The organism is Cytobacillus firmus, from assembly GCF_023612095.1.
Taxonomy (GTDB): Bacteria; Bacillota; Bacilli; order Bacillales; family Cytobacillaceae; genus Cytobacillus.
Genome location: NZ_CP086235.1, coordinates 3,062,011 through 3,086,225, shown reverse-complemented (window position 1 = coordinate 3,086,225; position 24,215 = coordinate 3,062,011). Strand labels below are relative to the sequence as shown.

Annotated in this window: 21 protein-coding genes, 3 pseudogenes and 1 other annotated feature; all 24 genes and pseudogenes read left to right on the top strand. The window is 42.8% G+C overall.

The window, feature by feature from the left end; translation table 11 throughout:
- Positions 1-158 precede the first annotated feature (158 nt).
- The 24 genes and pseudogenes from spoIIGA (at position 159) to pyrE (ending at position 24,170) form a co-directional block, all read left to right on the top strand.
- Positions 159-1,097: a sigma-E processing peptidase SpoIIGA gene (spoIIGA, locus tag LLY41_RS15480; protein ID WP_304585807.1), complete on the top strand. Its 939-nt coding sequence runs from the start codon at positions 159-161 to the stop codon at positions 1,095-1,097.
- Between the two features lie 44 nt (positions 1,098-1,141).
- The gene (gene sigE, locus LLY41_RS15475; RefSeq protein ID WP_095242285.1) at positions 1,142-1,861 is read left to right on the top strand and encodes an RNA polymerase sporulation sigma factor SigE; all 720 of its coding nucleotides are present in this window, start codon (positions 1,142-1,144) and stop codon (positions 1,859-1,861) included.
- A gap of 168 nt (positions 1,862-2,029) precedes the next feature.
- Entirely contained in the window at positions 2,030-2,809 is a 780-nt protein-coding gene (gene sigG / locus LLY41_RS15470; RefSeq protein ID WP_026041699.1) for an RNA polymerase sporulation sigma factor SigG, read from the top strand.
- 94 nt (positions 2,810-2,903) lie between these two features.
- Positions 2,904-3,173, top strand: a complete 270-nt coding sequence (locus LLY41_RS15465; RefSeq protein WP_095242286.1) for a YlmC/YmxH family sporulation protein — start codon at positions 2,904-2,906, stop codon at positions 3,171-3,173.
- Between the two features lie 69 nt (positions 3,174-3,242).
- A complete protein-coding gene (gene pgeF / locus LLY41_RS15460) occupies positions 3,243-4,070 on the top strand; it encodes a peptidoglycan editing factor PgeF (RefSeq protein WP_095242287.1) in 828 nt (275 codons plus the stop codon).
- Positions 4,071-4,760 (top strand): YggS family pyridoxal phosphate-dependent enzyme, encoded by a 690-nt coding sequence (locus LLY41_RS15455; protein ID WP_304585806.1) that lies wholly within the window; start codon positions 4,071-4,073, stop codon positions 4,758-4,760.
- A gap of 1 nt (position 4,761) precedes the next feature.
- A complete protein-coding gene (locus LLY41_RS15450) occupies positions 4,762-5,208 on the top strand; it encodes a cell division protein SepF (RefSeq protein ID WP_048007904.1) in 447 nt (148 codons plus the stop codon).
- A gap of 6 nt (positions 5,209-5,214) precedes the next feature.
- Positions 5,215-5,478, top strand: a complete 264-nt coding sequence (locus tag LLY41_RS15445) for a YggT family protein (protein WP_095242289.1) — start codon at positions 5,215-5,217, stop codon at positions 5,476-5,478.
- A 65-nt stretch (positions 5,479-5,543) separates the two neighbouring features.
- Positions 5,544-6,317 (top strand): YlmH family RNA-binding protein, encoded by a 774-nt coding sequence (locus LLY41_RS15440; RefSeq protein ID WP_304585805.1) that lies wholly within the window; start codon positions 5,544-5,546, stop codon positions 6,315-6,317.
- A 397-nt stretch (positions 6,318-6,714) separates the two neighbouring features.
- Positions 6,715-7,233, top strand: coding sequence for a DivIVA domain-containing protein (locus LLY41_RS15435; protein ID WP_035328829.1), 519 nt, complete (start codon positions 6,715-6,717; stop codon positions 7,231-7,233).
- A 50-nt stretch (positions 7,234-7,283) separates the two neighbouring features.
- Positions 7,284-7,549, top strand: a binding site (T-box leader).
- A 94-nt stretch (positions 7,550-7,643) separates the two neighbouring features.
- Entirely contained in the window at positions 7,644-10,415 is a 2,772-nt protein-coding gene (gene ileS / locus LLY41_RS15430; RefSeq protein ID WP_095242291.1) for an isoleucine--tRNA ligase, read from the top strand.
- A gap of 173 nt (positions 10,416-10,588) precedes the next feature.
- Positions 10,589-10,876 (top strand): hypothetical protein, encoded by a 288-nt coding sequence (locus tag LLY41_RS15425; RefSeq protein ID WP_304585804.1) that lies wholly within the window; start codon positions 10,589-10,591, stop codon positions 10,874-10,876.
- Between the two features lie 79 nt (positions 10,877-10,955).
- Positions 10,956-11,453 carry a signal peptidase II gene (gene lspA / locus LLY41_RS15420; protein WP_304585803.1) on the top strand — a complete coding sequence of 166 codons (498 nt, stop codon included), beginning with the start codon at positions 10,956-10,958 and terminating at the stop codon, positions 11,451-11,453.
- Positions 11,425-12,336, top strand: coding sequence for an RluA family pseudouridine synthase (locus LLY41_RS15415; protein ID WP_304585802.1), 912 nt, complete (start codon positions 11,425-11,427; stop codon positions 12,334-12,336). The genes lspA and LLY41_RS15415 overlap by 29 nt, the downstream gene beginning before the upstream one ends.
- Before the next feature lie 190 nt (positions 12,337-12,526).
- Positions 12,527-13,072, top strand: a complete 546-nt coding sequence (gene pyrR, locus LLY41_RS15410; protein WP_076255660.1) for a bifunctional pyr operon transcriptional regulator/uracil phosphoribosyltransferase PyrR — start codon at positions 12,527-12,529, stop codon at positions 13,070-13,072.
- 138 nt (positions 13,073-13,210) lie between these two features.
- Positions 13,211-14,508: pseudogene (locus tag LLY41_RS15405) on the top strand (solute carrier family 23 protein).
- A 155-nt stretch (positions 14,509-14,663) separates the two neighbouring features.
- Positions 14,664-15,602, top strand: a complete 939-nt coding sequence (locus LLY41_RS15400) for an aspartate carbamoyltransferase catalytic subunit (RefSeq protein ID WP_304585801.1) — start codon at positions 14,664-14,666, stop codon at positions 15,600-15,602.
- On the top strand, positions 15,565-16,851 hold the full coding sequence (locus LLY41_RS15395) for a dihydroorotase (RefSeq protein ID WP_304585800.1): 1,287 nt from the start codon (positions 15,565-15,567) through the stop codon (positions 16,849-16,851). Before LLY41_RS15400 ends, LLY41_RS15395 begins: the two co-directional genes overlap by 38 nt.
- On the top strand, positions 16,848-17,954 hold the full coding sequence (locus LLY41_RS15390; RefSeq protein WP_304585799.1) for a carbamoyl phosphate synthase small subunit: 1,107 nt from the start codon (positions 16,848-16,850) through the stop codon (positions 17,952-17,954). Before LLY41_RS15395 ends, LLY41_RS15390 begins: the two co-directional genes overlap by 4 nt.
- Positions 17,933-21,144, top strand: a pseudogene (gene carB, locus LLY41_RS15385) (carbamoyl-phosphate synthase large subunit). Before LLY41_RS15390 ends, carB begins: the two are co-directional and overlap by 22 nt.
- Positions 21,141-21,919 (top strand): annotated as a pseudogene (locus LLY41_RS15380) (dihydroorotate dehydrogenase electron transfer subunit). The pseudogenes carB and LLY41_RS15380 overlap by 4 nt, the downstream one beginning before the upstream one ends.
- Positions 21,916-22,857: a dihydroorotate dehydrogenase gene (locus LLY41_RS15375; RefSeq protein WP_095242301.1), complete on the top strand. Its 942-nt coding sequence runs from the start codon at positions 21,916-21,918 to the stop codon at positions 22,855-22,857. The pseudogene LLY41_RS15380 and the gene LLY41_RS15375 overlap by 4 nt, the downstream one beginning before the upstream one ends.
- Complete coding sequence (gene pyrF, locus LLY41_RS15370) at positions 22,829-23,545, top strand: orotidine-5'-phosphate decarboxylase (RefSeq protein WP_304585798.1); 717 nt, start codon at positions 22,829-22,831, stop codon at positions 23,543-23,545. The genes LLY41_RS15375 and pyrF overlap by 29 nt, the downstream gene beginning before the upstream one ends.
- Positions 23,535-24,170 (top strand): orotate phosphoribosyltransferase, encoded by a 636-nt coding sequence (gene pyrE, locus LLY41_RS15365; protein ID WP_304585797.1) that lies wholly within the window; start codon positions 23,535-23,537, stop codon positions 24,168-24,170. Before pyrF ends, pyrE begins: the two co-directional genes overlap by 11 nt.
- Positions 24,171-24,215 lie beyond the last annotated feature (45 nt).

Sequence of the window (24,215 nt, the reverse complement as noted above, 5' to 3'; positions counted from 1 at the left end):
GAAAATTTCTATCTTTTTGCATACAGAAAGCGACACACTTTCGTTACTGAAATGCGCTATACTATTTTCTAACAGAATCATAGCACTTTAACTATATGAGAGAATTGGAACCTCACGTCAATCTATCAGATTCTGATTTTTATAAAGGAGGAAGATAATTGACGGTCTATTTGGATGTTATCTGGGCATTGAATTTTATGTTTGACAGCCTGCTCCTTTATTTAACAGCCATAATTCTAAAAAGAGAAACCGGACTATGGAAAATTTTTGCGGGCGGCTTCATAGGTTCCATCATTATTTTATTAGCATTTACACCTTTTCAAGAATATTCAGGTCATCCGTTCACTAAGCTGCTCTTCTCGATTGTAATGGTATTGGTTGTTTTCGGCTTTAAGCGTTTACGTTATTTTGTAAAAGCTCTCATGACTTTTTATTTTGCTACTTTTTTAGTTGGAGGCTCCTTAATAGGCATTCATTATTTTATCAATTTTGATTTTAAGCTTTCTTCATCTGTCATGATGGCAAGCATAAAAGGCTTTGGTGATCCAATCAGCTGGCTGTTCGTGGTTATTGGGTTTCCCCTTGCCTGGCATTTTTCAAAGAGAAATGTTGAGGGAATTGAGATGACAAAAATTCAGTATGACTCTTTAATCCTGGTGCGTGTTGTGATCAATGAAACAGAATATTGCTTCAAGGGCCTGATTGACAGCGGCAACCAGTTATACGATCCTATTTCGAAAATGCCTGTTATGTTCATATCCATAAAAGACAGGCTGGATGAGTTTCCGCCTGAAATCAGTAAAATGGCAGGAAACCCGGAGGATATCATTATGGGCAGCGAGTCAATTGGAGCGGATTGGGAGCATAAAATGAGGGTCATTCCATGTAAGGTTGTTGGACAAGAACACCAATTAATCATAGGGTTCAAGCCTGACCGGATTCTCTTTGAAAAAGAGAATGAAATAATCGAAGCAGAACGCGGGTTAATATCATTTTCCATGCAGCAGCTTTCATCAGACGATTCGTTTCAGTGCATCGTGCACCCCAAGATGCTTACAGGCAGAAGTACAATAAAGCCCGATGCAAAAGTAAGTTAATATACTATACTCTGCACGAACTTAATTTAGAAGGAGGACAATTCATGAAAAAGTTAAAACTTCGCTTATCCTACTATTGGTATAAATTGTTGATTAAGCTGGGGATCAAAACAGATGAAGTATATTATATAGGCGGCAGCGAAGCATTGCCTCCTCCACTCAGTAAGGAAGAAGAAGAAATGCTCCTGATTAAGCTTCCAAAAGGTGATAAAGCGGCAAGGTCCATTTTAATTGAAAGAAATCTTCGACTTGTTGTGTATATTGCCAGAAAGTTTGAAAATACAGGCATTAATATAGAGGACTTAATCAGTATTGGAACGATTGGGCTTATTAAAGCAGTAAATACTTTTAACCCGGAGAAGAAAATCAAACTGGCTACATATGCATCCCGCTGTATTGAGAATGAAATTCTCATGTATTTAAGAAGGAACAATAAAATTCGTTCTGAAGTTTCCTTTGACGAACCCCTAAATATTGATTGGGATGGCAATGAACTTCTTCTATCTGATGTTCTGGGCACTGAGGATGACATCATAACAAAAGATCTCGAAGCGAATGTTGATAAAAAGCTGCTGTTAAAGGCATTGTATCAGCTTTCAGATCGTGAAAAACAGATCATGGAACTCAGGTTTGGCCTCGGATCAGGCGAAGAAAAAACTCAAAAGGATGTGGCAGATATGCTGGGTATTTCCCAATCCTATATTTCACGCCTGGAAAAAAGAATAATAAAAAGACTAAAAAAAGAATTTAATAAGATGGTTTAGAATATTAAAGCTGGCAATATTTTTTACAAAATTTTGCAAGGTGAAAACCTAGTATTAATAATGCTTTGACCATTTCCCCATCTTTCATCCGGATTAGCCGGTGCATATTTTTCCTTTCCAAGGAGATACTGTTTTTTGTACAGCAGCTCCTGTGAGGAGGGAAATGGATTGACTCGAAATAAAGTAGAAATTTGCGGTGTTGATACTTCAAAGCTTCCAGTTTTAAAAAACGAAGAAATGAGAGAGCTCTTCAAGCAAATGCATAAGGGGGATATAACCGCACGGGAAAAACTCGTCAACGGCAATTTGCGTCTCGTATTGAGTGTGATTCAGCGTTTTAACAACAGAGGCGAATTTGTTGATGACCTTTTCCAGGTCGGCTGTATCGGTCTGATGAAATCTATTGATAATTTTGATTTAAGTCAAAACGTTAAGTTTTCCACCTATGCCGTTCCGATGATTATTGGGGAAATACGCAGGTATCTGCGTGATAATAATCCGATCCGTGTTTCTCGTTCTTTAAGGGACATTGCTTATAAAGCTCTGCAGGTAAGGGAACGTCTCATGAGTAAAACGTCCAGAGAGCCTACAGCTGAAGAAATAGCTAAAGAGCTGGATGTGCCTCATGAAGAAATCGTTTTTGCATTGGATGCCATCCAGGATCCTGTTTCTTTATTTGAGCCGATTTATAATGATGGCGGGGATCCAATTTATGTGATGGATCAGCTTAGCGATGAACGAAACAAAGATATTCAATGGATTGAGGAAATAGCGCTCAAAGAAGGAATGAGGAGACTGAATGAACGGGAAAAACTGATTCTCAGAAAACGCTTCTTCCAGGGCAAAACTCAAATGGAAGTGGCGGAGGAAATCGGCATTTCCCAGGCACAAGTTTCAAGGCTTGAAAAAGCGGCCATCAAACAAATGAATAAGAATATTCAAAGCTAGCAGCCAAATTGGCTGCTTTTTATATTTACTAAACATTTTTCTCATAGAAGCAAACATATATTGAATTAGAACATAAATTGGGAGTGAAGTGTCGATGGTGAAAATATCTGAATTTCAAATGAAGGATGTTGTAAATGTAGCTGACGGCAAAAAACTTGGAAATATTGGGGATATAGATATTAATATTAATACAGGAAAAATTGAAGCGGTCATTATCGGAGGAGCGGGGAAAGTATTAGGCTTCTTTGGCAGGGACGCAGATATTGTCATTCCCTGGAAAAATATTATAAAAATCGGTGAAGATGTCATACTTGTCCGCTATCAGGATGCGATTGAGCCTAAATATATAGAGGATGAAGCATAAGAGTTGTTAATGGTGTCATCACTGCCTTCCTTGTGGTAAACTATAGAAAAATAAAATGGGGTTAATCGTATGGAACCATTTTCTTTAAAAAAGGAAGAGTATTTTGTCATAAAAGATTGGGCGGATCGTTTTCCTAATATGTTGGCTGGTTTTACAACAAAAAATGGCGGCTTCAGCCGCAATCAATATGAAACTCTAAATGTAGGATTACATGTGAATGACAGCTATGAAGCAGTCAGCCAAAATCGGCAGCATGTGGCTGACTTGCTTGGCTTTTCTATCGAAAATTGGGTCGGTGCTGAACAAACACATGAGGTAAATATAAAAAAAGTTACTGAAAATGATAAAGGAAAAGGAGCTCTAGTTTACGAGGATTCCTTTTCAGGTACCGACGGTTTTTTCACATATTCTAAAGGTGTCCTGATGACCCTGTGTTATGCCGATTGTGTGCCCCTTTATTTCCTGCATGAGAAGACAGGAGCCATAGGCATTGCCCATGCCGGCTGGAAAGGCACTGTTGGCGGGATCGGCAGGAATATGGCTGAACTGTTTGCAGGTGAAGGCATAAACTTAAGAGAGGTCCAAGCCGTGATTGGCCCTTCCATTTGCGGTAACTGTTATATTGTTGATGATCGTGTTATTTCAAAAGTGCAAAAAATACTAGAAGATGTCGATATAAAGCCATATAATCAAATTAGTGACAATCAATTCCAGCTTGACCTAAAAGAACTAAATAAAAAAATCCTTGCAAATGCGGGGATTCCTTTTGAAAATATCATGATGACTGATTTTTGCACAAGCTGTCATGCAGACTATTTTTTCTCCCACCGAAGAAATAAGGGGAATACCGGCAGGATGATGAGTTTTATTGGCTGGAAGGAGGAAGCAGGGAACTAAATGAGAGTAGAGGATAATTTAAAGCACATAAAGACAGCCATCCACGAAGCGTGCATAAAGGCGAACCGCGAGCCGGAAGAAATTACCGTAATTGCTGTTACTAAGTACGTTTCAGCGGAAAGGGCACAAGAAGCCTTAGAAGCAGGTATTCATCATTTAGGTGAAAACAGGGATGAAGGACTTCTTGCTAAAAGGGAAATTTTAAAGGACAGGCCAACCTGGCATTTTATCGGAACACTGCAAACGCGCAAAGTAAAGAATATTATTGATAAAGTTGACTATATTCATTCACTGGACAGGCTATCCCTTGCAAAGGAAATCGACAAGCGGGCAGACCGAAAGATAAATTGCTTTGTACAGGTCAATGTCTCAGGCGAAGAGTCGAAACAGGGAATAAACCCTGAAGAGACAGCTGACTTTATTTCAAGCCTGGCTGAATATAAAAATATCAATATCATTGGCCTGATGACAATGGCGCCGCATACATCAGACAAAGATCTGCTGCGTGCCTGTTTCCGGAAGCTCAAGGACCTTCAAAAACAGGTTAAAGATCTGGGATTTGATTTTGCTCCCTGCACTGAGCTTTCAATGGGTATGTCCAATGATTTTTCTCTGGCAATTGAAGAAGGTGCCACAATGGTTAGGATTGGGACAGCTTTAGTAGGCCAAGAGGGTCAGGAGGTTAAATAAAATGAGTATAAAATCAAAATTTAAAACATTTTTCTTCCTGGATGATGAATATGACTATAAGGAAGAGGAAATCATCGAAGAAGAAAGAGAGCCGGTGAAGCAGGTGCAGAAACAGCAGCAGCCAGTTCAAAAACAGAATATTGTCAGCCTTCAAAGTGTGCAGAAGTCTTCTAAAGTAGTTCTTGTTGAACCGCGGGTATATGCAGAAGCGCAGGATATTGCGGATCAGCTGAAGAACAGAAGAGCTGTTGTAGTCAATCTGCAGAGAATAGAAAAAGATCAGGCAAAGCGCATTGTTGACTTCCTTAGCGGGACCGTTTATGCCATCGGTGGAGACATTCAGAAGATTGGTACTGATATTTTCTTATGTACACCTGACAATGTTGAAGTATCAGGGAACATCTCTCAGCTGATGAAAGAACAAGAATTAGAAAATACGAGGTGGTAGCACTTAATGGAATTAGTATTTGGAATATTGTCATCTGCAATTTATTATTACTCATGGGCACTGATTATTTATATTCTGCTGTCCTGGTTCCCTAATGCAAAGGAATCGGCTTTTGGCCAGTTTCTGGCAAGGATTTGTGAACCATACCTTGAGCCTTTCCGCAAAATCATTCCACCGCTTGGAATGATTGATATTTCTCCGATTGTGGCTATCTTAGTTTTGCGATTTGCCACGGGAGGCTTGCAGCAGCTTTTTTATTGGATTTCATAAGACTGACAAAACTGGGCTATCATAATGGCCCTTTTTTATTTGTGTAAAAGGAGGCCCGCAAAAATTTGTCTATTTATCAGCACTTCCGGCCGGAAGAAAGAGAATTTATTGACCAGGTCCTTAACTGGAAAAATCTTGTGGAAAATACATATGCACCAAAGCTTACTGATTTTCTTGATCCAAGGGAGCAGCATATCCTAAAAAGCATCATAGGACAGGATTCGGGAATCTTATTTGCTTTATTTGGCGGAACAACAGGGTCTGAGAGAAAGAGAGCACTGTTATTTCCGGATTATTATGAAAGCGATGAAGAAGATTTTAAAATTCGGCTGTTTGAATTGGAATATCCAAAGAAGTTTGTTACCATTGAACACCCGCAAGTCCTCGGCAGCCTGATGTCACTGGGACTAAAAAGAGGGAAATTTGGTGACATCCTGTTTGAAGAGGACAGAATCCAGTTTTTTGCTGCTCAAGAAATTGAAGAGTACATCAGCCTGCAGCTTCAGTCAATTGGCAGAGCTTCCGTATCGTTGGAAATACAGCCTTTTTCAAAGGCGATTCAATCACCAGAAGTGTGGAAAGAAAGCTCCATCACCTCTTCATCCCTGAGGTTGGACACAGTCATCTCATCCATCTACAATATCTCAAGACAGAAATCCCAGCTCTATATCCAACAGGGACACGTTAAAGTCAATTGGACGCAAATAGAAAACCCCTCATTTGAATGCCAGCAAAGCGACATCATCTCAGTCAGGGGACAAGGCCGATCCAAAATCATAGAAATAGATGGGAAAACAAAAAAGGACAAATGGAGAATTATTGCCGGGAGACAGAGATAGTAAAGTAGGAGAGGGTTTTAACAAACCTATTTTGAGGCTGTTTTTTAAGTTTGTCGTTCAAAATGCAACATATTGTTCATCTGCTGAGTTGATTGGAGCGTAGGGCACTTGACTCCGGCGGGAGCAGCGGGACAGGTGAGACCCCACAGGTGCAAAGCACCGAGGAGGCTCACCGCCCGCCCCGTGGAAAGCAAGTGTCCGCAGCGGAAATCAACGGGCTACATTTAAAAGCCAAAAACAATTAAAAGACAGTTAAAAGAAATAATTTAAATTTGAAGGATTTTGAAACAACCTGTCGAATAAATAATCAAAAGACAACGGAGTCTGCTATAATTAAATAGAACCAGCAGGCTCAAACCAATTTACATAAGATCAACAGACCTGGGAGGTGGCACTCATGCCATTAACACCGTTAGATATTCATAACAAGGAATTCAGCAAAGGATTCCGCGGTTATGACGAAGATGAAGTGAACGAATTCCTCGACCAAATCATAAAGGACTATGAAATCCTGATCAGGGAAAAAAAAGAGCTGGAAGAAAAGCTCAACGAAACGAATGACCGCATTGGCCACTTTACCACAATTGAAGAAACACTTAATAAATCTATTGTGGTTGCACAGGAAGCTGCAGAAGAATTAAAACGCAATGCCCACAAAGAAGCAAAGCTTATCATCAAAGAAGCTGAAAAAAATGCTGACAGGATTGTGAATGAATCCCTATCCAAAGCAAGAAAAATCGCACTGGATATTGAAGATTTAAAGAAACAGTCCAAAGTATTCCGGACACGCTTTAAAATGCTTGTTGAAGCACAGCTTGATATGCTGAATAACGATGATTGGGATCATTTAATGGAATATAAGCTGGATTCCACTGAGCTGAAATCATTAAGAGAAGAAGAAGAATCACTGGCTTGACGAAAGCCGGAAATATCGCATATAATTTTAAAACAAAGTAAATACAATGTTTATCAACAATGAGAGGGACAGTACAGTCTTTTCAAAAAGCTTATGATCAGAGGCGCATACTCACTCTGAAAGCGAGCCGGGGATGGTGGAAGCCCGGGTATAAGCAAAAGCTGGAAAATCACCCTTTAGTTCCTTGCCGAACGTACAAAAATCAGTAGACCAAGGCGGATCATTCACGTTAAGAATGCTTTGAGCGGATGAAATTTCATTATATTTCATCTACAAGGGTGGTACCGCGGGAGAATAAAACCTTCTCGTCCCTTTTTGGGATGAGAGGGTTTTTTGTATTTTCCCGAGGTTTTTCTAAGCTCTCATTGGCTATCATGGTATTTAATGAGTTACAAACAGGAGGAAAAGGAATGGATTACAAAGATAGTTTATTAATGCCAAAAACTGAATTCCCAATGCGCGGCAATCTTCCAAAGCGAGAACCTGAAATCCAGGCGAAATGGGAAGAAATGAACATTTATGAAAAGGTCCAGGAACGGACAAAAGGGCGTCCGATGTTTGTGCTGCATGATGGCCCTCCATATGCAAATGGCGACATCCACATCGGCCATGCGCTAAATAAGATCTTAAAGGATTTCATCGTACGCTCTAAGTCGATGACTGGCTATAATGCTCCTTATGTTCCTGGCTGGGATACTCATGGTCTGCCAATTGAGCAGGCGCTGACAAACAAAGGCGTAAAGCGTAAAGAAATGAGTGTTGCTGAGTTCCGCGAGCTTTGTGAAGAATATGCATATGAGCAGATCGACAGCCAGCGCGGACAATTTAAGCGCTTAGGTGTCCGCGGTGATTGGGAGAACCCATACATCACACTTAAGCCGGAGTATGAAGCTCAGCAAATTAAGGTCTTCGGGGAAATGGCGAAAAAAGGCTATATCTATAAAGGCAAAAAGCCTGTTTATTGGTCTCCATCATCTGAATCTGCTTTGGCAGAAGCGGAAATTGAATATAAAGACAAACGTTCGCCATCCATTTATGTTGCATTTAAAGTAAAAGATGGCAAAGAAGTATTGGATCAAGATACTCATATCGTCATTTGGACTACAACTCCATGGACCATTCCAGCAAACCTTGGAATTTCAGTTCATCCGGACCTTTCTTATACTGTAGTGGAGGCAAACGGCAAAAAGTTTATGGTTGCAGAAGACTTATTGGCAGCTGTGGCTAAAGAGTTCGAATGGGAAGGTTATCAAGTTGTCCAGACAGTTAAGGGGACTGACCTTGAGAATGTAATTGCTGAACATCCGCTTTATGGCCGTGATTCCCTTGTAATGCTTGGTGATCATGTTACAACTGATGCCGGTACAGGATGTGTTCATACTGCTCCCGGACATGGGGAAGATGATTTCCAAGTCGGCATGAAGTACGGGCTTGACGTATTATGCCCGGTAGATGATAAAGGAAACATGACAAATGAAGCTCCCGGCTTTGAAGGGTTATTCTATGATGCAGCCAATAAGCCGATAACTGAGAAACTTGAGGAAGCAGGAGCATTATTAAAACTGACTTTTATTACTCACTCATATCCGCATGACTGGAGAACGAAAAAGCCTGTTATTTTCCGTGCTACTGCCCAATGGTTTGCATCCATTAAGGATTTCCGCAATGAGCTTTTGGAAGCTGTTAAAGAAACAAATTGGTATCCTGCATGGGGTGAGACCAGACTATTTAATATGGTCCGGGATCGCGGAGATTGGTGCATCTCCCGCCAGCGTGTATGGGGAGTGCCTATTCCGGTCTTTTATGCGGAAAATGGCGAAGAAATTATCACAGATGAGACGATTGAACATGTATCAAATCTTTTCCGTGAACAAGGTTCAAACATCTGGTTCGAGAAAGAAGCGAAAGAGTTGCTGCCTGAAGGTTTTACACATCCAGGAAGCCCGAATGGCCAGTTTTCAAAAGAAACGGATATCATGGATGTTTGGTTTGATTCCGGTTCTTCCCACCAGGCAGTTCTTTTAGAGCGCGACGATTTACAGCGTCCAGCAGATCTATACCTAGAAGGTTCTGACCAATACAGAGGCTGGTTTAACTCTTCGCTTTCAACTGCGGTAGCAGTGACAGGGAAAGCGCCTTACAAAGGAGTACTGAGCCACGGTTTCACCCTTGATGGTGAAGGAAGGAAAATGAGTAAATCCATCGGAAATGTAGTTGTTCCGGCAAAAGTTATGAACCAGCTTGGTGCTGACATTTTGCGTTTATGGGTGGCTTCAGTTGATTATCAGGCTGATGTCCGGGTATCTGATGCTATTCTGAAGCAGGTTGCAGAAGTGTATAGAAAGATTCGCAATACTTTCCGTTTCTTGCTTGGAAATCTGGATGATTTTAATCCTGAAGCAGACTTGGTATCCTTTGAGAACCTGCGTGAAGTGGATCAGTTTATGCTAGTGAAGCTGAACAAGCTGATCAAGAGTGTTCGCGAGTCCTATGATCGCTATGAATTTGCCAGCATCTACCACGCTGTTAACAATTTCTGCACATTGGACCTTAGTGCATTTTACCTTGATTTTGCAAAAGATGTCCTTTATATTGAAGCAAAAGATAATGCAGAACGCCGTGCAATCCAAACGGTTCTTTATGAGAGCCTGATTGCTCTTACGAAGCTTGTTGCACCTATTCTTTCCCACACATCTGATGAAGTTTGGAACTTTATACCGAATGTGAAAGAAGAAAGTGTTCAATTAACAGATATGCCTGAATATACAGAGCTTCCGAACGCTAAACAGCTGGAAGATAAATGGACTTCATTCATGAAGCTTCGCAATGATGTCCTTAAGGCATTGGAAGAAGCACGTAATGAGAAGGTGATCGGCAAATCACTTACTGCTAAAGTAACCCTTTATGTAAATGATCAAGCCAAGAGCCTTCTGGATTCAATTCAGGAAAATCTTCAGCAGCTCTTTATCGTATCTGGATTCGAAGTAGCAGGCAGCCTTTCAGATGCTCCTGAAAATGCCGTGAAATTTGAAAACACTGCTATTATTGTTTCCAAAGCAGAAGGCGAAACATGCGACCGCTGCTGGACAGTCACTCCAGAAGTTGGCAAGACAGAAGGATATGACACGCTTTGCCCCCGCTGTGCTGATGTTGTAAAAAATAATTATAGCCACTTGGCTTAAATACCGGCAGTCCCTCAAATTTGGGGGACTGTTTTTAATTACCTTCTTCAAATCCTTTTTTATAAATAATTCCACCTTCACTAAATGTTGTGCCGTTTGCTAAAAGTTTGTCCGTGTCTGAATTCCGTTCCGAGAAAATAATAAAGTAAACATCTCAGAACGGAGGAAAAAGCATGGATGCAAAAGCAGAAGGGCTATATACAGAACTCCGTAATACAAGACAGGAAATATTGGAAAAGCTTATGGAAGGCAACAGTTCCCCGCTGATAAAGCCTATTTTATTGGAAGAGCTGCATGATATTGAACAAACACTTACCAAAATGGAATCAGGAAATTTCGGAAAGTGTGAAATTTCGGGTGAGCTGCTGCCTGAGGATTTGCTGCAGATAATTCCTACTTTAAAAACAATGGAGGATTGCAGCAGACTGGGGAATTTCTACAGAAAGTCTATTTTCCACTGAGTTTAAGCGTGTGCTGTGTTTTTTATTCAGATTGTGCTAAAATGCAAAGGTAATGATATGAGATATGGGGGTTGCCTTTGTGTTTTATTACATAATTGCATTGTTCGTTATTGCACTTGATCAGTTAACGAAGTGGCTGATTGTAAAGAACTTTGAATTAGGGGAAAGTGTTAAAGTTATTGAGGACTTTCTTTATATTACATCACACCGCAACCGTGGCGCTGCCTGGGGCATCCTGCAGGGGCAAATGTGGTTTTTCTACGTTATAACCGTTATTGTCATAATTGGTATCATTTATTACATTCAAAAAGCAGCCAAAGGCAAATTGCTTCTTGGAGTCTCTTTGGGCCTGATGCTGGGCGGAGCAATTGGAAACTTTATTGACAGGGTATTTCGAAAAGAAGTGGTGGATTTCGTAAACACTTATATTTTTGGCTATGACTTTCCCGTTTTCAATATTGCTGACTCGGCGCTGGTCATTGGGGTAGGACTATTGATGATTCAGATGCTGCTTGAAGAGGGAGAAGCAAAGAAAAAGGAGAAATCTTATGGAGAAAATGGAACACATCATTCCTGATGAACAGGCAGGAGAAAGAATAGATAAAGTGTTATCCACATTGAATGCGGATTGGTCAAGAACTCAGGTACAGCAATGGATCAAGGATGGCAATGTTTTAGTGAATGGCCAAAAGCCTAAAACTAATTACAAATGTTCCACAAACGATAAAATTGAAATATCAATTCCTGAACCAGAAGAGCTGGATGTAGTGCCTGAAGAAATGAATTTGGATATTTATTATGAAGACCTGGATGTCCTCGTAGTAAATAAACCGAAAGGAATGGTTGTCCATCCTGCAGCCGGGCACGGAACAGGAACACTTGTAAATGGTCTTATGGCTCATTGCAAAGACTTATCAGGAATTAATGGGGTCATGCGGCCCGGAATAGTTCATAGAATCGATAAAGATACGTCAGGGCTTCTCATGGTTGCAAAGAATGATATGGCACATGAGAGTCTTGTGAACCAGCTGATGAACAAAACTGTTACACGTAAGTACCGGGCTATTGTCCATGGAGTTATTCCACACGACTACGGTACTATTGATGCACCAATCGCCCGCGATCCCAAAGATCGTCAAAGTATGAGCGTTGTGGACAATGGAAAACATGCGGTTACGCATTTTCAGGTCATTGAGCGATTCAGGGATTTCACACTGGTGGAATGCCAGCTGGAAACGGGAAGAACACATCAAATCCGTGTTCATATGAAATACATTGGCTATCCTCTTGCAGGAGATCCTAAATACGGTCCCAGAAAAACAATTGGTATCGGGGGACAGGCACTTCATGCAGGCGTTCTTGGCTTTGAACATCCACGTTCTGGCGAGTACCTTGAATTTGAAGCACCTGCACCTGCTTATTTTAAGGAACTGGTAGAGAGCCTGGCAAATAACCGTTGACAATTGTCCAATTGTGCTATATGATGACTATAGTTGAATAAGTCCTTTAAAACAGTCCCGTGAGGCTGGGAAGGAAACGGATTGAATAAGGAGAATTGTGTCCTTATTCTGCAGAAAGAAGTCGTTTACCCTCTCACCTGATCGGTGAGAGGTTTTTTGTATATAAAATCTGATAATAGGGGTGATCATGATGCCGCAGCAAAAAGCAATTGTTTTGGATGACCAGGCAATCAGGAGAGCGCTGACCAGGATTGCTCATGAAATCATAGAGAAAAATAAAGGAATAGAAAATTGTATTCTGATTGGCATCCGGACCAGGGGGATTTACCTGGCGAACCGCCTGGCGGAAAGAATTGAACAAATCGAGGGAGCCAAAATTGATGTAGGCGAACTTGATATCACTCTCTATAGAGATGATCTTACGAAAAAGACTGAAAATCAGGAGCCGCTTGTCAAAGGCTCGGATGTTCCAAAAGATATTAACGATCAGAAGGTGATCCTGATCGATGATGTTCTTTATACAGGAAGAACAGTTAGAGCTGCCCTTGATGCGCTGATCGATATAGGGAGGCCATCTCAGATTCAGCTTGCAGTCCTTGTGGACCGCGGCCATAGGGAGCTTCCGATCAGAGCTGATTATGTAGGAAAAAACATTCCAACATCCAGTTCGGAAAAAATTGTGGTCGAGCTGAAGGAAGTGGATGAAAACGACCAGGTAAGTATATTTGAAAATTAAATAGCCCTTTTAAATGCAGTCCAGAGAGGCTGGCAAAGGGGAACACAGCAGAATCGGTCTGTCTTTTGCTGTGCTCTTGCACCCTCTTTGCACTCCTGCAAAGAGGGTTTTTTAATAAAATGCAGAGGAGAGATCGTAATGAATAAACCTATCTTAGATATAAAGGATATTCCAAAACCAGCCCATTGGCTGACATTAAGTTTACAGCATTTATTCGCAATGTTCGGAGCCACTATACTTGTACCATACTTAGTAGGATTAAATCCTGCCATTGCGCTAATCTCAAGCGGACTGGCAACGATAGCCTTTCTAATCATTACAAAATGGCAGGTGCCGGCATACCTTGGTTCATCTTTCGCATTCATTGCCCCGATCATAGCTGCCAAAGCAGCCGGTGGCCCGGGTGCTGCCATGATCGGCAGCTTCATGGCTGGACTTGTGTATGGGGCAGTAGCCCTGATCATCAAAAAAGCAGGCTACCGCTGGATTATGAATTTGCTTCCGCCAATTGTGGTAGGACCTGTGATCATTGTAATCGGATTGGCATTAGCAGGGACAGCAGTCGGGATGGCTATGAACAATCCTGAAACTGGTGAATACAGCATGCTTCATTTTTCAGCAGCGCTTATCACTTTAGGTGCAACAATCATCTTTTCCATCTATGCAAAAGGCATGCTCAGTATGGTGCCGATTCTGGCAGGGATCATCATCGGCTATGTTTACTCACTGGCTGTGGGCCTGATCGACTTCTCGCTTGTACAGCAGGCAGCCTGGTTCGAAATGCCGGAATTCTTATTCCCGTTCGCTGATTATGAAGTGAGGATAACCCTGGATCTAGCGCTTCTAATGATTCCAGTAGCTGTTGTCACAATCTCAGAACATATCGGTCATCAGCTTGTCCTTGGAAAAGTAGTTGGTAAAGATTACATTAAAGAACCGGGTCTTCACCGCTCCATACTTGCTGATGGAACAGGAACAATGATCTCGGCATTAATCGGGGTCCGCCAAAGACAACATACGGTGAAAACATTGGTGTACTCGCCATCACGAAAATTTACAGTGTCTATGTACTTGCGGGTGCTGCAGTCATCGCCATTATCTTCGGATTCATCGGCAAGGTGACAGCACTGATCAGCTCGATCCCTACTCCAGTAATGGGCGGCGTATCGATCCTGCTGTTCGGGATCATCGCTTCATCAGGATTAAGAATGCTGGTTGACAGCAAAGTGGATTTTGGAAACAACCGCAATCTGGTTATCGCATCAGTCATCCTTGTCCTGGGAATTGGCGGAGCTCATATCGAGATTTGGGCATTCAAACTGGAAGGAATGGCACTGGCAGCTATCAGCGGTGTTCTCCTGAACCTGATTCTCCCTGGCAGGGAAGAGGCTAAGGAAGATATGTTTGAAACAGAAAACGAAAAAAAAATAATGTAGCTTAATGCTTTTTAACTAAGTCCCGGGAGGCTTAAAAGGGTGTTGGCGGCAAACCTGGCTATACGGTATCAGTGTATCCGTATATCCGGCTGCCTCAACTTTGCAGCACCCTGACCAAATCGGCAGGGTGCTTTTTTTGAAGAGGAGGATAAAAAATGAAACATTTGCTCACTACCTCAGAGTTGGAAATTAAAGAAATCAATAAAATTCTTGAAGATGCGCAATATTTTTTAAACGGCGGAACATGGACTCCTGAACAAAAGGTTTTTGTCGCTAACCTCTTCTTTGAGAATAGCACAAGAACTAAATGCAGCTTTGAAGTGGCGGAAAGGCGACTTGGATTGGACATAATTCCTTTTGAAGTCAGCACATCAAGTGTATCCAAGGGTGAGTCATTATACGACACAGTCAAAACGCTGGAAGCGATCGGTGTGCATGCAGTCGTCATCCGCCATAGCGAGGATCGCTACTTTGACGAATTGGCAGATAAAAGCGGTGTGTCCATCTTGAATGCTGGGGATGGCTGCGGGCACCATCCAACACAATCACTGCTGGATCTGCTGACGATTAAGCAGGAATACGGATCCTTTGAAGGATTAAAAGTAGCCATTATTGGTGATATCGCACATAGCCGTGTCGCAAGATCCAATGCAGATGCACTTGTCCGGCTCGGTGCAAAGGTTGTTTTTTCAGGTCCAAAAGAATGGTTTAATGAAGAATTGCTTGAGAATGGAATGTATGAAGATGTTGACACAGCTATAGAAACTTCTGATGTTGTCATGCTGCTGAGAATCCAGCATGAGCGGCATGAATCGAAAGCTGAACAAACTGCTGAAGAATATCACCTGGCATACGGCCTTACAGAAGAGCGTGAAAGAACAATGAAGCCAAACAGCATAATTATGCATCCGGCACCTGTAAACCGGGGTGTTGAAATAGCAGATTGTTTAGTAGAATGCGGGCGCTCCAGAATCTTCAAGCAGATGCAAAATGGTGTGTACATCCGAATGGCTGTATTAAAAAGATCAATTGAACATAGTGAAGGGGGAGCTAAACATGTCAACATTAATAAAAAATGGCCAGTTGCTTACTAAAGAAGGGAACCTTGAAAAAACGGACATTTACATAAAGTCAGGAAAAATCGCTGAGATAGGTGCAGGCGTTGGGAATGAGGCACAGGAAGTAATTGACGCAGAGGGATTGCTCATTGCACCAGGATTTATAGATCTGCACGTCCACTTGCGTGAACCTGGCGGTGAAAAGAAAGAAACAATTGAAACTGGCACAAGAGCAGCAGCTAAAGGCGGTTTCACAACGGTTGCTGCGATGCCGAATACACGGCCGGTACCTGATACAAAAGAAGAGCTTGAAAAATTGAACAGCCGTATTGAAGAGACTGCGGCGGTCAAGGTTCTGCCGTATGCATCGATTACAATCCGTGAGCTTGGCCAGGAATTAACCGATTTTAAAGCTTTGAAGGAAGCTGGAGCGTTTGCTTTTACAGATGATGGAGTAGGAGTGCAATCAGCAGCCATGATGCTTGAGGCAATGAGGAATGCCGCAGAGATCAGCATGCCGATAGTTGCCCACTGCGAAGAAAATACCCTTATTAACAAAGGTTCCGTACATGATGGAGTTTTTGCTAAAGAGAACGGGTTAAATGGTATTCCTTCCATCTGTGAATCAGTGCAAATCGCAAGGGACGTTCTGCTTGCCGAAGCAGCTGGCTGCCATTATCATGTCTGCCACATCAGTACGAAAGAGTCTGTCAGAGCGGTAAGAGATGCGAAGCGTGCAGGCATCAAGGTAACAGCCGAGGTGACACCTCATCACCTGCTTCTATGTGAGGAGGATATCCCGGGTCTGGATGCTAACTTTAAAATGAATCCTCCATTAAGAGGAGCAGATGACAGAGCGGCCCTAATCGAAGGATTGCTGGATGGCACAATAGATTTTATTGCCACCGACCATGCACCACATACAGCAGCAGAAAAAGAAGAAGGGATGGAGCTGGCGCCTTTCGGGATTGTCGGACTTGAAACTGCCTTTCCGCTTCTTTACACCCACTTCGTTGAGAAGGGGATATTCACACTAAAGCAGCTGATTGACTACTTAACAATCAAGCCGGCAGAGGCATTCGGCATTCAATCAGGAAAATTGGAAGCTGGTGAATTAGCAGATCTTGTCCTGCTTGACCTGAACCATCAGGAAAAGATAGATCCTGCTCAGTTTTTATCAAAAGGGAAAAATACGCCATTTACCGGCTGGGATTGTAAAGGCTGGCCGGTAGTGACAATAGCAGGCGGAAAAATTGTTTGGAACAGAGGGAGTGTAAAAGCATGAAAAAACAGCTGATTCTGGAAGACGGAACAATTTTTATTGGAAAGGGATTCGGAAGTGATGCGAATTCGATTGGAGAAGTAGTATTCAATACTGGAATGACGGGTTATCAGGAAATCCTGTCTGACCCATCCTACTGCGGCCAAATCGTAACCTTGACATACCCTTTAATCGGAAATTATGGGATTAACAGAGACGATTTTGAATCGATCTCCCCGGCAATTTCAGGTTTCATTGTGAAAGAAGCCTGCGAGTTTCCTTCAAACTGGAGAAATGAACAATCGATTGAAGAATATTTTAAGATGAAAAACATCCCTGGAATTGCTGGCATTGATACCAGGAAATTAACAAGAATTATCAGGCAGCATGGTACGCTGAAAGGCGCAATTTGCAGCATTAGTGAAAACCCCGAAGTAATCATTGAAAAACTGCGGGCAACCAAGCTGCGAAACGATCAGGTTAAGCAAGTGTCTACTGGGACACCTTATCCGAGCCCTGGCCGCGGCAGAAGGGTAGTCCTTGTAGATTTCGGCATGAAACACGGGATCTTAAGAGAATTGAACAAACGGGATTGTGATGTAATTGTTGTGCCTTATAACACAGGAGCTGAAGAAATACTCAGCATGAGCCCGGATGGTGTTATGCTTTCAAATGGCCCTGGAGACCCGAAAGATGTTCCTGAAGCCATCACAATGATTAAAGGACTGCTAGGAAAAGTACCGATTTTCGGAATTTGTCTGGGACATCAGCTTTTTGCCCTTGCTTGCGGTGCCAATACAGAAAAACTAAAATTCGGCCATCGCGGTTCAAACCATCCGGTAAAAGATCTGCAAACCGGAAAAGTCGCTTTAACATCTCAAAACCATGGATACTCAGTAGAAGAAAATTCAATTACTGGTACTCCGCTTGAAGTAACACATATCGCCTTAAACGATGGAACAATTGAAGGCTTAAAGCATAAAGAAGTCCCTGCATTCACTGTGCAATATCATCCTGAAGCTTCACCGGGTCCGGAGGATGCAAACGGATTATTTGAACAATTCTTGCAAATGATTGAATCACATAAAGAGGAAGGTGCTGCAGCATGCCAAAGCGTACAGATATAAAAAGCATTTTAGTAATCGGATCAGGACCAATTGTCATCGGGCAGGCAGCAGAGTTTGATTATGCCGGAACACAGGCCTGCATTGCTTTGAAAGAGGAAGGCTACCGCGTAATTCTTGTAAACTCAAATCCTGCTACCATTATGACGGATACCGAGATTGCTGATGCGGTATATATAGAGCCGCTTACGCTGGAATTCGTCAGCCGCATTATCCGGAAAGAACGTCCTGATGCGCTTGTTCCAACTCTTGGGGACAGACGGGATTAAACCTGGCAGTAGAGCTTGCTGAATCAGGTGTTTTGGAAGAATGCGGGGTTGAAATCCTGGGTACAAAATTATCTGCTATCCAAAAGGCGGAAGACCGGGACCTTTTCAGAAACTTGATGAATGAGCTTGGCGAACCAGTGCCTGAAAGTGAAATTATTCATAACCTGGATGAAGCATATGAATTTGTAAACAGGATTGGCTATCCGGTCATTGTACGCCCTGCTTTCACTTTAGGGGGAACAGGCGGGGGAATTTGCCATGATGAAGAAGAGCTAATCGAAATTGTGACCAGCGGCTTAAAGAATAGCCCTGTTACACAGTGTTTGCTTGAAAAGAGCATTGCAGGCTTTAAGGAAATTGAGTATGAAGTGATGAGGGACTCCAATGACAATGCGATTGTTGTCTGCAATATGGAGAATTTTGATCCAGTAGGGGTCCACACAGGAGATTCAATCGTTGTAGCCCCGAGCCAAACTCTGAGTGATCGTGAGTATCAGCTGCTTAGAAACACTTCATTAAAAATTATCCGTGCCCTCGAGATTGAAGGAGGATGCAATGTACAGCTGGCGCTTGATCCGGACAGCTTCAATTATTACATCATCGAAGTTAACCCGCGTGTAAGCCGCTCATCTGCGCTGGCCTCAAAGGCGACAGGTTATCCGATTGCCAAACTGGCAGCCAAGATAGCGGTAGGGCTGACACTTGATGAAATGATGAATCCTGTGACAGGAAAAACATATGCCTGCTTTGAACCGGCATTGGATTATATTGTCTCAAAAATCCCGCGCTGGCCGTTTGATAAGTTCGAATCTGCAAACCGTTCGCTTGGCACCCAAATGAAGGCTACAGGAGAAGTAATGGCGATAGGGCGGACTTTTGAAGAATCTCTCCTGAAAGCAGTACGTTCACTTGAAGCAAACATATATCATCTTGAACTGAAGGATGCCGGCCAAATTTCTGACGAATTGATCGAAAAGCGAATCCGTAAAGCTGGAGATGAACGTCTGTTTTATATCGGTGAAGCCATCAGAAGGGGAATCACTATCGAGACGATCCATGAATGGAGCAAAATTGATTTATTCTTCCTTTATAAGATTAAGAAAATCATAGATTTTGAGAATGTACTAACTGAAAATCCTTTTGACCCTGAAACAGGGAAAGCTGCAAAGGAAATGGGCTTTGCCGATCTGGTAATTGCCAGGCTGTGGGATTCAAATGAGATGGAAGTATACAGCTGGAGAAAAGAACATGCGATTGTACCGGTTTATAAAATGGTTGATACATGTGCAGCGGAATTTGAATCGGAAACCCCGTATTTCTATGGAACTTATGAAGATGAGAACGAATCGGAAGTAACTGGCCGAAAAAGTGTTGTCGTTCTGGGCTCAGGACCAATCCGGATCGGGCAGGGAGTGGAGTTTGATTACTCAACTGTACACGCGGTATGGGCCATCAAGGAAGCAGGATATGAAGCAATCATCATTAATAATAATCCTGAAACAGTGTCTACTGACTTCAGCATCTCCGATAAGCTCTATTTTGAGCCGCTGACAATTGAAGATGTCATGCACATTATCGACCTTGAGAAACCGGAAGGTGTAGTTGTGCAATTTGGCGGTCAAACGGCTATTAACCTTGCAGCAGATCTGGTTGAAAGAGGCGTAAAAATTCTGGGAACTTCACTTGAAAGTTTAGACCGGGCAGAAGACCGGGATAAATTTGAGCAAGCTCTTGCAGAGCTTGGCATCCCAATGCCTAAAGGAAAGACTGCCCTGTCAGTGGAACAGGCAGTAGCAATTGCCGGTGAAATCGGATATCCAGTGGTCGTCCGGCCATCATATGTACTTGGCGGAAGAGCCATGGAAATCGTTTATAAAGAAGATGAGCTTCTATACTACATGGAAAATGCTGTAAAAGTTAACCCGGAGCATCCAGTATTAATTGACCGGTATTTGACTGGGAAGGAAATTGAAGTGGACGCTATCTCGGATGGGGAAAATGTGCTCATTCCAGGCATCATGGAGCATATAGAAAGAGCTGGAGTACACTCAGGAGATTCCATTGCAGTCTATCCTCCGCAAAATATATCAGAAGCAATCAAAAACAAGCTTGTTGAGTACACGGAGAAGATGGCCAAAGGACTTGGCATTATAGGTCTGCTAAATATCCAGTATGTAGTGGCTAAAGGACAAGTATATGTCCTGGAAGTCAACCCGCGTTCAAGCCGGACAGTTCCTTTTTTGAGCAAGATTACAAATGTGCCAATGGCTAAGATCGCCACAAAGGTTATCATGGGCCAAACTCTAGCTCAGCAGGGCTTTGGGTCCGGCCTTATTCCTGAGAGAAAAGGCGTGTTTGTAAAAGTGCCTGTGTTCTCTTTCGCAAAATTAAGAAGAGTAGACATCACTTTAGGGCCAGAAATGAAGTCAACTGGTGAAGTTATGGGGAAAGATTCCACGCTTGAAAAAGCCCTTTATAAAGGTCTTGTTGCTTCCGGCATGAAAATCCAGCCGTTTGGAACTGTACTAATGACTGTCGCCGACAAGGATAAGGAAGAAGCTCTGCAGCTGGCAAAAAGATTTGTATCCATCGGTTACAGGCTAATGGCGACAAGCGGAACGGCTTTATTCCTGAAAACTGAAGGCATACCTGTAAAAGTGACTGGGAAAATCGGCTCGGAAGGTCCTAACCTTCTGGATGTCATAAAAAATGGCGAAGCGCAATTTGTTATTAATACTTTAACAAAAGGAAAACAGCCTGCAAGAGATGGCTTCCGCATCCGCCGTGAATCAGTGGAAAATGGGGTGCCATGCCTAACCTCACTTGATACGGCAGAAGCAATCCTTCAAGTAATCGAATCAATGAATTTTTCAGCAGACGCGATGGATAAACCAGAAGAAGTCCGGGAGGCGGTTTTATCTTGATCAGACAGGAACAATGTAAAGTAATAACACAAATTAAACTGGCCGAAAACATTTACGAGCTCACCCTTCAAGGTGAGCTTGTTCATGAAATGAAAGAGCCCGGGCAATTTGTCCATTTAAAAATATCGGAGGGCTATGATCCCATGCTGAGAAGGCCTATCAGCATTGCAGAAATTTCACCTGATGAAAGCCAGTTTAAAATGATTTACCGTGCTGAAGGCAGAGGAACGGCATTGCTTTCAGAAAAAAAACCTGGTGATTACACTGATGTACTGGGACCGCTTGGAAATGGGTTTCCGATCAGTGAAGCTGGCCGGGGAGAGACGGCACTTCTTGTAGGGGGAGGAATCGGAGTCCCCCTTTATATGAACTATCCAATCAGCTTGTTAACCGCGGCGTTAAGGTGATTCACGTCCTGGGTTTTCAATCGGCCGGCGCGGTATTTTATGAGGAAAAGTTTTCCCGGCTGGGCGAGACCTACCTGGCTACAGTTGATGGAAGCGCAGGAATGAAGGGTTTTGTTACAGATGTTATTAATCGGTTGAATATTGATTTCGATGTTTTATATTCCTGCGGCCCGACGCCGATGCTGAAGGCGCTTGAAAATCAGTTCCCTCATAAAAAGGTATTCCTGTCATTGGAAGAACGGATGGGGTGCGGCATCGGGGCATGCTTTGCATGTGTCTGCCATACAGGGGATGACCCGGAAGGTTACAGTTATAAAAAAGTCTGCAGTGACGGACCGGTCTTTAAAGCAGGGGAGGTAGTCCTATGAATTCATTAAACGTCAGTCTGCCTGGTCTGGAATTGAAAAATCCAATCATGCCTGCATCAGGATGCTTTGGCTTCGGAAGGGAATTCAGCCAGCTGTATGATTTGAGCCAATTGGGCGCAATTATGATAAAGGCGACGACTTTAGAGCCCCGATTTGGAAATCCGACACCAAGAGTGGCTGAGACATCTGCAGGGATGCTAAATGCAATTGGTCTGCAGAATCCCGGCCTGGAAAAAGTGGTAAATGAAGAACTGGTATGGCTTGAACAATACGATGTACCGATCATTGCCAATGTAGCCGGTTCGCAGGAAGAGGATTATATTGCGGTTGCCAGGAAAATTTCTGCAAGCCCAAATGTACATGCACTTGAACTCAACATCTCATGCCCTAATGTGAAAACAGGCGGAATTGCATTTGGCACTATTCCGGAAATTGCAAAAAATCTAACGAAAAAAGTAAAAGAGGTTTCTGAAGTACCTGTCTATGTGAAGCTTTCGCCAAATGTCACAAATATTGTAGAAATGGCTAAAGCAGCAGAAGATGGCGGAGCGGACGGTTTGACAATGATCAACACGCTTGTTGGCATGAGAATCGATCTAAAAACCGGCAATCCGATTCTGGCAAATAAATCAGGCGGGCTTTCAGGACCAGCCATTAAGCCAGTAGCCCTCCGGATGATCTATGAAGTGAGCCAGCAGGTATCCCTTCCGATCATCGGTATGGGAGGAATTGAATCTGCAGAGGATGTCATCGAATACTTCTACGCAGGGGCAAGTGCAGTAGCGGTTGGAACAGCTAACTTCGTAGATCCCTTTGTGTGTCCGAAAATTATCAGAGAGCTGCCGGAACTTATTGAGAAGCTCGGCTATGAACATATTAGCGAATGCACAGGAAGGAGCTGGAAGAAACATGAAAAAGCCGCTCATTATTGCTCTTGATTTTCCAGGAAAACAGGAAGTTCATCATTTTCTGAAAAACTTTGAAAATGAAAAGTTATTTCTTAAGGTCGGCATGGAGTTATTTTACCAGGAGGGACCTTCCATTGTTCACGATTTAAAAGAACAAGGGCACGATATTTTCCTTGATCTCAAGCTTCATGATATTCCGAATACAGTAAAAAGTGCCATGAAGCGTCTTGCGGGAATAGGATGCGATATGGTTAATGTGCATGCCGCAGGAGGAAAAGCCATGATGGAAGCAGCCTGTGAAGGACTGGAGGCAGGCAGCACCGGAAAAAGGCCATCTTGTATTGCTGTGACACAGCTGACAAGTACATCGGAACAGCAAATGAATTCAGAGCAATTAATTCCTGTTTCATTAAACCAATCTGTTCTTCATTATGCAAAACTCGCCAAAGAAGCCGGACTTGATGGTGTAGTATGTTCAAGCTTTGAGGCAAGAACGATAGGTTCGAAAATAGGCTCTGCCTTTTTGACTGTAACACCGGGAATACGCCTGTCTTCAGACGATCATGGAGATCAGAAGAGAGTGGCCACACCTGAATTCGCAAGAAAAGAAGGAGCTTCTGCCATTGTGGTGGGACGGTCGATTACCAGAGCGGAAAATCCGTTCGAAAAGTATATTCAATGCAAGCAATCCTGGGAGGGTGTTCTGAATGAAGCATAAAATCGCAGAAAAATTACTGGATATAAAGGCTGTAGCATTAAACCCAAACGATCCGTTTACTTGGTCTTCAGGACTGCGTGCCCCAATTTATTGTGATAACCGTCTGACACTGTCTTATCCTGAAGTCAGAAAAGAAATTGCTGCCGGTCTTCAGGCTATCATTCTGGATAAATTTCCGGAAGCAGAACTAATTGCCGGGACTGCCACAGCGGGCATTCCTCATGCAGCCTGGGTCAGTGACAATATGGAACTGCCAATGTGCTATGTCCGTTCCAAGGCAAAGGGCCATGGAAAAGGAAAGCAAATTGAAGGTCAGGCGAATAAAGGCCAGAAGGTTGTTGTTGTAGAAGACCTGATCTCAACAGGTGGAAGTGCCATTACTGCTGTCAAGGCTTTAAGAGAAGCAGGCTGTGAAGTGCTGGGTGTGGCGGCCATCTTCACATACCAGCTTGAAAAAGGAAAAGAAATGCTGGCTGAAGAGAACATCACAGCCTATACTCTGACTGATATTGAAGCTCTCACAAAAGTAGCTGTGGAAAAGGGCTTTATCCAGGAAGAGGATATGAAGAAGCTGATTGAATGGCGAAAAGACCCTGCTGAGTGGGGAAAAGTATCTCAGGTTTAGTCAAACGAAAAAAAGCAAGCATCGGAGCTTGCTTTTTTCATTTAT

Bases quoted from the DNA above. Each gene is read 5' to 3' on its own strand.
- pgeF (WP_095242287.1), top strand. From the start codon at position 3,243: ATGGAACCATTTTCTTTAAAAAAGGAAGAGTATTTTGTCATAAAAGAT.
- LLY41_RS15450 (WP_048007904.1), top strand. From the start codon at position 4,762: ATGAGTATAAAATCAAAATTTAAAACATTTTTCTTCCTGGATGATGAA.
- pyrE (WP_304585797.1), top strand. From the start codon at position 23,535: ATGAAGCATAAAATCGCAGAAAAATTACTGGATATAAAGGCTGTAGCA.
- LLY41_RS15445 (WP_095242289.1), top strand. From the start codon at position 5,215: ATGGAATTAGTATTTGGAATATTGTCATCTGCAATTTATTATTACTCA.
- LLY41_RS15400 (WP_304585801.1), top strand. From the start codon at position 14,664: ATGAAACATTTGCTCACTACCTCAGAGTTGGAAATTAAAGAAATCAAT.
- pyrF (WP_304585798.1), top strand. From the start codon at position 22,829: ATGAAAAAGCCGCTCATTATTGCTCTTGATTTTCCAGGAAAACAGGAA.
- LLY41_RS15455 (WP_304585806.1), top strand. From the start codon at position 4,071: ATGAGAGTAGAGGATAATTTAAAGCACATAAAGACAGCCATCCACGAA.
- LLY41_RS15390 (WP_304585799.1), top strand. From the start codon at position 16,848: ATGAAAAAACAGCTGATTCTGGAAGACGGAACAATTTTTATTGGAAAG.
- pyrR (WP_076255660.1), top strand. From the start codon at position 12,527: ATGCCGCAGCAAAAAGCAATTGTTTTGGATGACCAGGCAATCAGGAGA.
- LLY41_RS15435 (WP_035328829.1), top strand. From the start codon at position 6,715: ATGCCATTAACACCGTTAGATATTCATAACAAGGAATTCAGCAAAGGA.
- LLY41_RS15375 (WP_095242301.1), top strand. From the start codon at position 21,916: ATGAATTCATTAAACGTCAGTCTGCCTGGTCTGGAATTGAAAAATCCA.
- LLY41_RS15465 (WP_095242286.1), top strand. From the start codon at position 2,904: ATGGTGAAAATATCTGAATTTCAAATGAAGGATGTTGTAAATGTAGCT.
- LLY41_RS15415 (WP_304585802.1), top strand. From the start codon at position 11,425: ATGGAGAAAATGGAACACATCATTCCTGATGAACAGGCAGGAGAAAGA.
- LLY41_RS15425 (WP_304585804.1), top strand. From the start codon at position 10,589: ATGGATGCAAAAGCAGAAGGGCTATATACAGAACTCCGTAATACAAGA.
- LLY41_RS15395 (WP_304585800.1), top strand. From the start codon at position 15,565: ATGTCAACATTAATAAAAAATGGCCAGTTGCTTACTAAAGAAGGGAAC.
- sigE (WP_095242285.1), top strand. From the start codon at position 1,142: ATGAAAAAGTTAAAACTTCGCTTATCCTACTATTGGTATAAATTGTTG.
- ileS (WP_095242291.1), top strand. From the start codon at position 7,644: ATGGATTACAAAGATAGTTTATTAATGCCAAAAACTGAATTCCCAATG.